Source organism: Paenibacillus glycanilyticus NBRC 16618, assembly GCF_004000805.1.
In the GTDB taxonomy this organism is placed as follows: domain Bacteria; phylum Bacillota; class Bacilli; order Paenibacillales; family Paenibacillaceae; genus Pristimantibacillus; species Pristimantibacillus glycanilyticus.
The window spans coordinates 45,653-57,445 of sequence record NZ_BILY01000044.1 but is presented as its reverse complement, the minus strand read 5'-3'; the positions used below and the strand labels follow the sequence as shown (position 1 = coordinate 57,445).

The window sequence follows — 11,793 nt, the reverse complement described above, 5'->3', positions numbered from 1 at the left end:
GGGCTCGCGGCAGCGCTGGCTGCGCGCGCCCGTGGCACCGCGCAGGTCCCAGCGCTCGCAGCGCCGCTGCTCTGCGAGCGGGAGCTGATGCTGCGTGTAACCTCGGTACTATACAGCCTGTAAGCTCTTTTGTTCCGTGCTATACAGCTTGCGAACTCTAGCTTATATGACCTCTTCCATTGCACGAAATACAGTGTAATTCGAATTAGCGGGTCCACTTACAGGTATATCCTGCGCGTTCTGCAGAATATTGTGTTTAAACCTACCTCCATTCGCAGCCTAGATCGGCGAATATCCTGTACAACGTGCAACGTAGCAGGCAGGCGGAAGCGCTGAGCCATCAGCGCCTCTCCGCCTCTCTTTTCGCAAGCTGCGCAGTAATAATCGCCTTCCATTCGGCGAGCCAGCGCGCCTGATCGAATGCGAGCGCCGCCCGCCGAGCGGCTGCGCCCAACCGGCGGCGCAATCGAGGCTGCTCGATCAGCTCGCTGACGGCCGCGGTGACGGCTTCTGCCGAAGTTGGGATCAGGCGGCCGTTTACGCCGTTGACGATAAGATCGTTCAGCCCGCCGACATTGGTCGCGATAACGGGCAAGCCGCAGCTCATCGCCTCCAGGCAGGAGAGGGAGGTCCCTTCCGAGAACAACGTTGGGATGACCGCAATATCCGCTTGACGATAAGCCTCCCGGATCGTCTCGAACGTATATGTCCGGTGGAGGATGCGGTCGCGGTGAGGATGAGCCTCCTTCCATACATAAAAGGCCGCCGCCATCATAGACCCGTCAATCAGCTCGCCGGCGAATTCCACGGTCAGCGCCGGGTACCGGCCCAGCAGTTCATCCGCCGACAGCATCATCGTAACAAGCCCCCGCTCAAAGCTCAGCCTTCTCGGGAAAAGCACCCGCAGCCCTTCCGCGGAAAGAGAAGCGCCACCTCTCCGGGGAACAAACCGCGAGGTATCCACGGGATTGGGAAGCAGGGTAATAACGGCCGGATCCTCATACTCGCACACCGCCCTGCAATATGTCTGAAAATGCGAATCGACCGACACCACGAGGTCCAATTGCCGAAGCGCCTGATTAATATGCCGGGCGATCGCCGCCTTCGTCTCGGCCGCAATGGAAGGAGTGTCCCAATTGATGCCGTGGCAGATGCCGATGCTTCCCGGGCGGTACCGGATCGGATGCCAGATGCAGCTGGCATAGATAAGCAGGCCTTCCGCGGATTCCGCCATCCGCTCGAAAGCCTCCGTAATCTTATCGGCTTCAAAAGGCCAGCCCCGTACCCGGACGCCTTCGTGCACGGTGTCAAAAGCCTCGTAATACGTCATCTGACAAACAACCGGAGTGAGTCCAAGCTCCTTGATCGCCCGGCATAACATATGGACATACCGCTCCAGCCCGCCTCCGAACAACCGGGAATAATCCTGTCCGTAAGCGTTCAAATAGCTGTGGGTCAATATCGTCACCGTCTTTACGGCATACGGCTTTGCCATCGTCTTACCCATCGCGGCGCTCCCTCTCCTGCCATCGGATCAGCCTTGGATTCGGATCGAGGATCGAAGCGTAGTGGCCGAGATTGCCCCATTGTCCCTGCGGGTCGAGCTTCATGTAACGGTCGTATTTCGCCCGCCGCTCCTCGGCGCTTCCCGCCCACCCGTAATGCTTGATCCGAAGGTCGGTATCGAGGCCTGGCAATGCGTTATAGGTAAAAGGAAGGCGGGTGGCGTGATGCGCCCGTTTCGGATACGCATAATGAAAGCCGGGCAAGTAGCGGACAAGCGTCATCATAGGCCGCTGATGGAGATTCCACCAGTCGTCCTCCCGGTAGTGGGTGACCGAATCCCAGAAATCGTACATCCGGAAGGAAACGGTATCGTAGTCATCCTGGTTAATAAGCTCCCTCATGGCCGCCTTTGCGCAGTCCTCGTAAAATTCATCCGCGTCCACGGCCAGGAGCCAATCCGGCGAGGTTTCCTCCGCCGCCCGCCACAGCTGCTCGCGCAGCAGCCATTCTTTATGGAACAACGAATCCTTATTCCGTACCAGCTTCACAACCTTCCCGAACGATGCGGCGAGCTCCGGCGTATCGTCCGTGCTTCCGTCATCCACGATAACAATCTCGTCTACAAAGCCGGACAAATCCGCAAGGGCCGCTTCCAGATAACGTCCGGCTTCGTTGCGGACCTGCATGATGGCGGTCAATTTATTGCCCGTTATTTTTCTTCCGCCTTTTCCGAGACCGCTGGCCATTCTTTAGTCAGCCTCCTTATCTCCCCGTGTCAGCTCCCGCGCAACGCCATCCATAACCGCCAGGTCAATCATGCCGTTTAATTCCTCCTGCCTGTGCTCTCCTGCCGCCAGAAAGCAGTGGATGGCTTCATGCCGCTTGCCTTTAAGCAGAAGAGCCGTTCCTTGCAGACGCTGCCACTGCCGGCGGTCGCCCGCCGACTTGCGGAGCCCGTCGTTGCCGAGCAAGAGAGCGCTGTCTAACCGGCCCATCGTAATGTAAGTAGCAGCAAGCAGCGCGCGGGCTTCCGGATCATCCGCAAGCGGCTCCAGCAGAGCTGCCGCTTTGCGGTAATCGTCATTCAGCCGGTATAGCTGGGCTTTGGCGAGCTCCCGCTTCCCGGCAGCCAGCCATCCGGATAATTGTTCGGCATTGCGCCATTCCGTTTCTCCTTGGGCGGTGTAGCCGTAGGTCCGTACGGCGTCATGAACATGTCCCTGCTCCAGCTCGATGGCAGACAGGAACCGGTAGACGTTCTGAAGCGTATCCCTGCGGCCTTCGTGCAGCATTTGCTCGAAGGAGGCAAGCAGATGCTGTCGCGCGTATTCGGGTTCGCCGGTCAAATACCGGTAGACCGAATGGAAAAAGAGACCGTCTGCAAAGCCGCTTGGCTTGCTGCCCGCCGCCAGCTCCAGCTCCTGCTTCCGAAGCAGCTCGTTCCGCCAGTTGGCCCTATGGCGCTGCTGGAGGCGGATAAGCATGTCGGACTCGAAGCCGTCGCTATGCCATTCCACCGCCTGCCGGGCGAACAGATCGGAGGTTTCGTCCATCCCGTCCATTAGAAAGACGCTGCCGCGGCGGAAGCACTGTTCCAGATAGAAGGCCTCCGTACCGGCCACGACAAGCGTGGCATACGCGCATAGCCAGGCACGGCATTTGCTCCACAACTCTTCTTCATTAGATTCCGGTCCGGGCAGCATGGCAATAAGGCAGTGCGGCTTCAGCGGCACGACAATATGTACCCAGGCGGGGTGCATAACAATAGCGGCGACGCTGCCCCATTCCACGGTATTCAGCTGCTCCAAGCCGAGAGACTCGATTCCGTTTGGAGCATCGTTGGCAAATGCCAGCAGCTTTCTTTTTGCGGCGAGCTCCTCCAGCCAGTCCCGAACGCCTGACGGAATTCCGCGCCAGCCGCCGGGAGGGAAGACGACAATGGGTTGTGCTGCCATGGCGCGATCACCATCCGTTCCACTCTTTTGGTTCTTGTATGAACGTATGAAAAATAGTACGATATCCATTCCGGTTTTTTCTCGAACTGGGAGCAAATAATAGGTTTTAACAACATCAGGTGAAGACACAAGGAAAGAGGTAGGTTTGTAAGATGGTTGATCAAAACAAGAGTACGGCTGCTCCATCGCTTGCGGATGGGGAAGAGCGGTTCTCGAAATCAGGATTCATTTTCGCGGCGATCGGCAGTGCGGTTGGTCTCGGCAACATGTGGAAATTCCCTTATATCACCGGCAAATACGGCGGCGCGGCATTTTTCCTCATGTTTATTGTCTGCCTTCTCGCTGTTGGCCTGCCGGTCCTGATGGCCGAGCTTGCGATCGGCCGAGGCGGCCGCGGCAGCGTATCGACCTCCTTTAACCGGCTGACCAAGCAAAAGGGCTGGGGAGCACTTGGATTCCTCATGATCGCAGCGCCATTTTTGATTTTATCGTTCTATTCCGTTGTCGCAGGCTGGACGATGTATTATGCGGTCCGGTCATTCTCGGGTCAGCTGTTTAAGACGACGGATTACTCCGGCCAGTTCAATGCCTTCATCGGCAGCTGGCAGCCGGTATGGTGGATGCTTCTGGCGCTGGTGCTTACGGCGGCAGTTATTATTAAAGGCGTGTCGGCCGGGATTGAGAAGTTTAACAAAATTCTTATTCCGGGCCTTGTTATTTTGCTTCTGGTCCTCGTTGTCCGCGCTTTGACGCTTGACGGGGCAGGAGAGGGCGTATCGTTCTTCCTTAGTCCGGATTTCAGCAAGCTGACGGCCGAATCGGCCCTGGTTGCGCTAGGACATGCGTTCTTCTCCCTTTCCCTTGGCATGGGAACAATGATTACGTACGGTGCTTATGTGGACAAGAGACAGTCGCTTGGCGCGGGCACGATGGCGATTGGCCTAGGCGATCTGTTGTATGCCTTCCTGGCAGGCTTGATTATTTTCCCGACGTCCTTTGCATTCGGGATCGAGCCAGGCCAAGGGCCGGGTCTTGTGTTTGTGGCGTTGCCGGCAGCTTTTGCAGCGATGCCGCTCGGCAGTCTTTTTGGCGGATTATTCTTTATCCTTCTTGCGGTTGCCTCGTTAACTTCGACAGTTGGTCTCCTGGAAGTGCCGGTTGCCTTTATTCGCGAGCGGTATGGCTGGAGCCGCGGGCTTGCGGTAACGGTGATCACGGTGCTTCTCTTCCTGGTTGGCATCCCTTCCGCCGTGTCGGTAGGCGGGGCGGTAAGCGGACTGGATTTCGGGGGCAAGACGTTTTTCGACTGGATGGATTTCGTCTGCTCGAACATCATGCTGCCGCTTGGCGGCCTGATCGTGACCATCTTTGTGGGCTGGGTTTGGAAAAACGCGGCCGAAGAAGCGGGACTTACAGCGGCGTGGTTTTGGATCTGGTTGTTTATGGTGCGTTATATCGCCCCGATTCTCGTCGCCCTGGTTCTGCTCTACTCCGCCGGCGCACTGGACTTCTTATTTAAAGGATAGTGTCTCCGCCTAGCAGTAGACAGTGTATTTTCTCGTAATTTTGTGTATGATAGGAAGATCATTAATTACGGGAAAGGTTGGTCGCCGTGGAAAACACAGTGGAGAATAAGGTATCATCCTCTAACTTTATCAAAAACATCGTCGTCGAAGATTTGAAAGAAGGCCACGTGCAGGAAATCGTGACCCGCTTTCCGCCGGAGCCTAACGGATATTTGCACATCGGACATGCCAAGTCGATCTGCTTGAACTTCGAGCTTGCCGATGAATTCAAGGGACGGACAAATCTGCGTTTCGACGATACGAATCCGGTAAAGGAAGATACGGAATACGTAGAGTCGATTAAGGAAGATGTGCGCTGGCTCGGCTTTGACTGGGATGATCTTCGTTTTGCATCCGACTACTTCGAAGAATTGTACAATCGCGCCGTTCTGTTGATCCGCAAAGGGAAAGCTTACGTGTGCGACCTGACTGCCGAGCAAATCCGCGAGACGCGCGGCACGTTGACGCAGCCCGGGCAAGACAGCCCTTACCGCGGCCGCACGGTCGAGGAGAATCTTGATCTGTTCGCTAGAATGCGGGCAGGCGAATTCAAGGACGGCGAGAAGGTGCTGCGCGCGAAGATCGATATGGCTTCGCCGAATATCAACTTCCGCGATCCGGTTCTGTACCGGATTGCCCATGCGCACCATCACCGCACGGGAGACGCGTGGTGCATCTACCCGATGTACGACTACGCGCATCCGATCAGCGACGCGATTGAAGGCATTACGCATTCGATCTGTACGCTGGAGTTCGCGGACCATCGTCCGCTGTACGATTGGACCATCGCGGAATGCGAGATGGTTGACGTGCCTAAGCAATACGAGTTCGCCCGTCTGAACATTACGAATACCGTGATGAGCAAAAGAAAGCTGAAAGCGCTCGTGGACGAAGGCGTCGTTACCGGCTGGGACGACCCTCGCATGCCAACGATCAGCGGTCTGCGCCGCAAGGGCTATACGCCGGAAGCGATCCGCGCGTTCTGCCGCGAGATTGGCGTAGCGAAAGCGAACAGCACGGTCGACGAGCGGATGCTGGAGCATTTTATCCGGGAAGACCTGAAGCTGAAGGCGCTTCGCACGATGGCCGTATTGCAGCCTCTGAAGGTTGTTATTACGAACTATCCGGAAGGCCAAGTCGAGATGCTTGAAGCGGAGAACAATGCCGAGAACGAGGAAATGGGCACGCGCCAAATTCCGTTCTCCCGCGAAATCTATATCGAACAGGACGATTTCATGGAGAATCCTCCCGCGAAATATTTCCGTCTGTTCCCTGGCAATGAAGTGCGCCTGAAGCATGCTTACTTCATTACGTGCCAGGAAGTCATCAAGGATGCGGACGGCAACGTGATCGAGCTGCGCTGTACGTATGACCCGGCTACCAAGAGCGGTTCGGGCTTTAATGCCCGCAAAGTAAAAGGCACGATCCATTGGGTCGAAGCCTCGCAAGCCGTGCCGGCGGACTTCCGTCTGTACGAGCCGCTTATTACTAGCGAAGCCGAAGAGGAAGGCAAGCCGTTCCTCGAATGCATCAATCCGAACAATCAGCAAGTGCTGCAAGGCTTTGTTGAGCCGAACATGAAGGACGCGAAGAGCCATGACAAGTTCCAGTTCTTCCGCCACGGCTACTTCAATGTGGATCCGAAGGATTCGACGGGAGAGAAGCTGGTATTCAACCGGATTGTCTCGCTGAAGAGCTCGTTTGATCCGTCCAAAGCTTAAATAATCGCCATAGGCTGAGCAAGCCGGGCTGTCCTTGCGGGATAGTCCGGCTTTTCTTTGAATTTATAAAAATGGTAAATAGAAGGAAAATGTAGAATGATGGCGAACTTTCTTGTGAACCGTCTGGTCCGGGCTTTAAGCGGGAGTCATAAGCCCATATAGGTGGTAATAGGCTAAAGAAAGCCTATAAGCCAACAGAGAAAAAATAGGGAGGAACAACATGGATACTTATTACCGCGCAGGATTCTGGAGACGTTTGGGCGCCAATATTTTGGACGGCCTTATTATCGGCATTCCGCTTACCATTCTGGCCTTTATCATTTCGGGCGAGAGGGAGAACTTGTTTACGAACATTATTTCTTTCCTGTATTCCTTGCTGATTCCGGTTCTGTGGAACGGCTACACGATCGGGAAAAAGATTTGCGGCATTCAGATCCGCCGCCTGGACGGCAGGCCGCCGGGCATCGGCACGATGCTGCTGCGCAATGTCGTGGGCGGACTCGTCTATGCCGTAACCATTGGCATCGCCGCGGTTGTCAGCGCGTTTATGGTCGGCATGCGCGAAGACAAACGCGCCATTCACGATTTTATCGCGGGCACGGTTGTTGTTCACGACGGGGACGAGTAAATCGTTATGCAAGCCCTTAAGGCCCTCCGGGGGCCTTAAGGGCTTTGTTTTTGCCTTCGTAATGCCTGATAAGGTCCCTAAAGGGCCCTAACCGCACGGGATGCAAGGTTTTTGGTCGGATTTTGAGAGATCGTCAAGCCCTTAAGGCCCTCCGGGGGCCTTAAGGGCCTTGCTTTTCCCATTGTAGTGCCCAATAAGGTCCCTAAAGGGCCTTAACCGCGCGGCAGAAAGAATTTATTGTTGAATTTTGAGAAGATCGGTCTAGCTCTTAAGGTTTCTGCGAGACCTTAAACTGTGAAACTAGCGGAAGAGAGAGATAGAGTTCTAGGCTGGTTTCTAGAGGGTGGGAAAGGTTAAATTATTTACACGTGCGCAAAAATCGTACAGGCTGTACAATCAAATAAAGGAAACATGAGGTCAAGGAGAGAACTACTTATGAACAATGATTTTACGATCCGAGATGCCGGGGTAGAGGATCTGCCCCGCATCGTCGAAATATACAACTCTACTATCGCATCCCGCCAGGTAACGGCTGATCTGGAGCCCGTATCGGTGGAGAGCAGAATGAGATGGTATGACGAGCATTCACCGGATTTTCGCCCGTTATGGGTGCTGGAGGAAGACGGCAAAATGCTGGCGTGGCTGAGCTTCCAATCGTTCTATGGACGCCCGGCTTACAACGCAACGGCCGAGATCAGCATTTATATCGATCAGGAATACCGCGCGCGCGGTATCGGCTCGTTCCTGATTCAGAAGGCGCTTGAAGCAAGCCCGGGACTTGGTCTTCGCACGCTGCTCGGATTTGTATTTGGCCACAATGAGCCTAGCCTAGCCCTGCTGCGGAAATTTGGCTTCGAAGAGTGGGCGAACCTGCCGAAGGTAGCCGAGCTTGACGGGGTAGAGCGGGATTTGATTATTGTCGGACGCAAGATTTAATGCCGGCTAATTTGGTGATTCATGCCAAATGATTTATGCTGGAAGCAATAGGATGAAAAGACGACAGGGGAGAATGAACATTGAGCAAGTTTTGGAGTCCGCTTACGGCTTCTTTAGTCCCTTATGTTCCCGGGGAGCAGCCGAAGGACAAAAAATACATTAAGCTGAACACCAACGAAAACCCGTACCCGCCTTCGCCTCAAGTGCTGGAGGCCATCCGGTCGGTAACAAACGATGATTTGAGGCTTTATCCCGATCCAACCTGCGATGCGCTTGTCCGCAAAATCGCCGGATATTTCGATGTTGCTTCGAATCAAGTATTTGTAGGCAACGGTTCCGACGAAGTGCTCGCTTTTGCTTTCGCGGCTTTCTTTAATCCGGCCAAACCGGTCGCATTCGCGGATATTACATACAGCTTCTATAAGGTGTATGCCGAGTTCTACCAGCTGAAGGCGGACATTATTCCGCTTGGTGAGCAGTTCAAGCTGCCGGTTGACGAATTCAGCGGCCGGGATACCGGAGGCATTGTTATTCCGAACCCGAATGCGCCAACGGCTATGCTGATCTCGCTTGACGATATCCGTACGTTGCTTGCGCAAAACCCCGATCAGGTTGTTCTGATTGACGAGGCGTATATCGATTTCGGCGGCGAGTCGGCGGCAAAGCTGGTGAACGAATATCCGAATCTGCTCGTCGTTCAGACGCTTTCGAAGTCCCGCTCGCTTGCGGGTCTGCGGGTAGGCTGGGCGCTGGGCAGCGAAGAGCTGATCGACGGGCTGAACCGCGTTAAAAATTCGTTCAACTCCTATACGCTTGACCGCCTTGCGCTTGCGGGCGCGGTAGCGGCGTTTGAGGACGAGGCTTATTTCCTGGAGACCACGGCGAAGGTAATCGCGACGCGCGAAGCGGTGACGAAGGAATTGAAAGAGCTGGGCTTTATCGTAACCGACTCGGCGGCGAACTTTGTCTTCATCTCCCATCCGGAGCATGCGGCAGAGGTTCTGTTCCAGCAGCTGCGCGAACGCGGCGTGCTTGTCCGGTATTTCAAACAGCCCCGCATTGACCAATATTTGCGCGTAACGGTTGGCACGGACGAAGAGATGGCCGCATTTGCGGAGGCACTCAAGGAGATCATTAAGCGATAATGAAGAAGCAGGTAAGACCCGGCTATCAACGGGCTGCATTTTTCGTTGTTCTCTTAAGCGTTATTTATGCGGTAATCGGGAATACTTTTTTTCAACTGGCCTATCGCTATAGTGCCGCTATAGATGAGGCGTACATCGTTTTTGCAATAACATCGGCAGTATACGCGTTGCCCGTTATATTGTGTTTTCGCCGAAAGTATTGGTATTTTGCTTTGTTTATCCCTGTTATTTGGGTGCCGATGCTGATGATTACCGGTTATCTGATGGGTGCGGTTTTTCCGCTTCCGGAGGATGATTATGGCGCAGGCATGCTGCTATTGTTCATACACGGATTGAATTTGGCAGCGGTAATTCTCGGCGTGGCACTTGGATTAACCGTGAACGCGGCGATTGCGGCTTGGAGGAAGTTCAGCAGGGTACAAAAAGGCTAAATAAGCCTATTTCCATTTTGTTATTTTTTCGTGCTATAATGGTGGCAAGTGACTGGTTCGGATTTTTAAGTTTGAAGTATAACAATCGTCGTCAGTCTTATAAATAGGAGGATTATTTTTGAATAACCATAAAACTGAAAAGAAACTATCCATTTTTGCCTTGGGCGGCGTAGGCGAAATTGGCAAGAACATGTACGCGGTACAATACGCGAACGACATTATTGTAATTGATTGCGGTTCCAAATTCCCGGATGAGGAGCTTCTCGGCATCGACATTATCGTGCCAGACATCACGTACCTCATCGAGAACAAGGACAAGGTTAGAGCATTGCTCATCACGCACGGCCATGAGGATCACATCGGCGGCCTGCCGTATATTCTGAAGCAGCTTAGCATGCCCGTCTATGCAAGCCGTCTGACGATGGGATTGATCGAAGGAAAACTGAAGGAAGCCGGACTGCTCGGATCGACAGAGCGGCATTTGATTCATTCCGATTCCGAGCTCAAGCTGGGTTCGATGAAGGCGTCGTTCTTCAAGACGAACCACAGTATTCCGGATTCCCTCGGCGTCGTGCTGGATACACCGGAAGGCGTCGTTGTCCATACGGGCGACTTCAAGTTCGACCAAACACCGGTAGGCGACTATCACGCGGATATTCACCGTATGGCCGAGATTGGGAAAAAAGGTGTCCTCGCTTTGCTGTCGGAGAGCACAAACGCCGAACGTCCAGGCTTTACGCCATCGGAACGGATCGTCGGCGCGAACTTTATTGATGCTTTCCGCAAGGCGGAACGCCGCGTGATCGTCTCTACCTTCGCCTCGAACGTGCACCGTCTGCAGCAGGTTGTGGATGCAGCGGCAGCATCGGGACGGAAGCTGGCAATTATCGGGCGCAGTATGGTCAACATGATTACGATTGCTTCGGAGCTGGGTTATCTCGATATCCCGGATGGCATGCTGATCGAGACGAACGAAGTGAACCGCTATGCGGATAATCAAGTCGTTATTCTTTGCACAGGCAGTCAAGGCGAGCCCATGTCCGCTCTTACGCGGATGGCCCGTTCGAATCACCGTCAGGTGGAGATTCTGGAAGGCGATACGGTTATTATCTCGGCAACGCCAATTCCGGGTAACGAACGCAGCATCGGACGTACGGTGGACGAGCTGTTCCGCCTTGGCGCGAACGTCATTTACGGCTCCGGCACGCAAACCGGCATGCACGTATCCGGCCACGGCAGCCAGGAAGAGCTGAAGCTGATGCTTCAATTGATGGCTCCCAAGTATTTCATTCCGATTCATGGAGAATACCGGATGCAGCTCCATCACAAGAAGCTGGCTGAAGCCGTTGGCGTCGAGCAAGGCAATACCTTCATCGTGGATAACGGTGAAATCGTGGAAATCGTAAACGGCGATGCACGCAAATCCGGCAAAGTGCCGGCTGGCAATACGTATATCGATGGACTTGGTATCGGAGACGTGGGCAATATCGTACTTCGTGACCGCAAGCACCTGTCCCAGGATGGCATTCTTGTTGTAGTAGTAACCATCAGCAAGCAGGACAAGACGATTAAATCGGGACCAGATATTATCTCCCGCGGCTTCGTCTATGTACGGGAGTCGGAGGGGCTGCTTGAGGAAGCAGGCAGAATTGTGACAAGAACGATTACGAAATCCATCAGCGATAACGTAAACCAATGGACAACACTTAAATCAAACGTAAAAGACGCGCTAGGACGATTCTTATATGAACAAACGAAAAGAAAGCCGATGATCCTTCCTATCATCATGGAAGTGTAATCGGCACCTAACCAGTCCACTTCTTTTTGTTTAGTGAGCCGATATATACACGCAAGGGGCTGTCCCGTTAGCTGATAAAGCTGCGGGACAGCCCCTTGCTTTCGTTTC

General features: G+C 54.1%; 10 protein-coding genes. 7 read left to right on the top strand and 3 right to left on the bottom strand.

The genetic code is table 11. The features are described 5' to 3' along the window. Positions 1-340 precede the first annotated feature (340 nt). The 3 genes from PGL01S_RS26370 to PGL01S_RS26360 are packed head-to-tail and all read right to left on the bottom strand — an operon-like array spanning position 341 to position 3,461. A complete protein-coding gene (locus PGL01S_RS26370) occupies positions 341-1,507 on the bottom strand; it encodes a glycosyltransferase family 4 protein (RefSeq protein ID WP_127497975.1) in 1,167 nt (388 codons plus the stop codon). Next, entirely contained in the window at positions 1,500-2,252 is a 753-nt protein-coding gene (locus PGL01S_RS26365; protein ID WP_127497972.1) for a glycosyltransferase, read from the bottom strand. The genes PGL01S_RS26370 and PGL01S_RS26365 overlap by 8 nt, the downstream gene beginning before the upstream one ends. Before the next feature lie 3 nt (positions 2,253-2,255). After that, positions 2,256-3,461 carry a tetratricopeptide repeat protein gene (locus PGL01S_RS26360; RefSeq protein WP_127497969.1) on the bottom strand — a complete coding sequence of 402 codons (1,206 nt, stop codon included), beginning with the start codon at positions 3,459-3,461 and terminating at the stop codon, positions 2,256-2,258. 152 nt (positions 3,462-3,613) lie between these two features. Between PGL01S_RS26360 and PGL01S_RS26355 the strand changes: the two genes are divergently transcribed. From PGL01S_RS26355 to PGL01S_RS26325, 7 genes are all read left to right on the top strand, one after another. Further along, positions 3,614-4,987 carry a sodium-dependent transporter gene (locus tag PGL01S_RS26355; protein WP_127497967.1) on the top strand — a complete coding sequence of 458 codons (1,374 nt, stop codon included), beginning with the start codon at positions 3,614-3,616 and terminating at the stop codon, positions 4,985-4,987. Between the two features lie 98 nt (positions 4,988-5,085). After that, complete coding sequence (locus PGL01S_RS26350) at positions 5,086-6,747, top strand: glutamine--tRNA ligase/YqeY domain fusion protein (RefSeq protein WP_127497981.1); 1,662 nt, start codon at positions 5,086-5,088, stop codon at positions 6,745-6,747. A 220-nt stretch (positions 6,748-6,967) separates the two neighbouring features. Then, entirely contained in the window at positions 6,968-7,375 is a 408-nt protein-coding gene (locus PGL01S_RS26345) for an RDD family protein (RefSeq protein ID WP_127497965.1), read from the top strand. Positions 7,376-7,810: 435 nt separating this feature from the next. Beyond that, positions 7,811-8,311: a GNAT family N-acetyltransferase gene (locus tag PGL01S_RS26340; protein ID WP_127497963.1), complete on the top strand. Its 501-nt coding sequence runs from the start codon at positions 7,811-7,813 to the stop codon at positions 8,309-8,311. A gap of 80 nt (positions 8,312-8,391) precedes the next feature. Beyond that, positions 8,392-9,456, top strand: a complete 1,065-nt coding sequence (hisC, locus tag PGL01S_RS26335; protein WP_127497961.1) for a histidinol-phosphate transaminase — start codon at positions 8,392-8,394, stop codon at positions 9,454-9,456. Then, positions 9,456-9,887 (top strand): hypothetical protein, encoded by a 432-nt coding sequence (locus PGL01S_RS26330; protein WP_127497959.1) that lies wholly within the window; start codon positions 9,456-9,458, stop codon positions 9,885-9,887. Before hisC ends, PGL01S_RS26330 begins: the two co-directional genes overlap by 1 nt. A gap of 118 nt (positions 9,888-10,005) precedes the next feature. Beyond that, positions 10,006-11,685 (top strand): ribonuclease J, encoded by a 1,680-nt coding sequence (locus tag PGL01S_RS26325; protein ID WP_127497957.1) that lies wholly within the window; start codon positions 10,006-10,008, stop codon positions 11,683-11,685. Positions 11,686-11,793 lie beyond the last annotated feature (108 nt).

Coding starts and splice junctions, on each gene's coding strand:
- PGL01S_RS26370 (WP_127497975.1), bottom strand. CDS start 1,507: ATGGGTAAGACGATGGCAAAGCCGTATGCCGTAAAGACGGTGACGATA.
- PGL01S_RS26365 (WP_127497972.1), bottom strand. CDS start 2,252: ATGGCCAGCGGTCTCGGAAAAGGCGGAAGAAAAATAACGGGCAATAAA.
- PGL01S_RS26360 (WP_127497969.1), bottom strand. CDS start 3,461: ATGGCAGCACAACCCATTGTCGTCTTCCCTCCCGGCGGCTGGCGCGGA.
- PGL01S_RS26355 (WP_127497967.1), top strand. CDS start 3,614: ATGGTTGATCAAAACAAGAGTACGGCTGCTCCATCGCTTGCGGATGGG.
- PGL01S_RS26345 (WP_127497965.1), top strand. CDS start 6,968: ATGGATACTTATTACCGCGCAGGATTCTGGAGACGTTTGGGCGCCAAT.
- PGL01S_RS26340 (WP_127497963.1), top strand. CDS start 7,811: ATGAACAATGATTTTACGATCCGAGATGCCGGGGTAGAGGATCTGCCC.
- PGL01S_RS26330 (WP_127497959.1), top strand. CDS start 9,456: ATGAAGAAGCAGGTAAGACCCGGCTATCAACGGGCTGCATTTTTCGTT.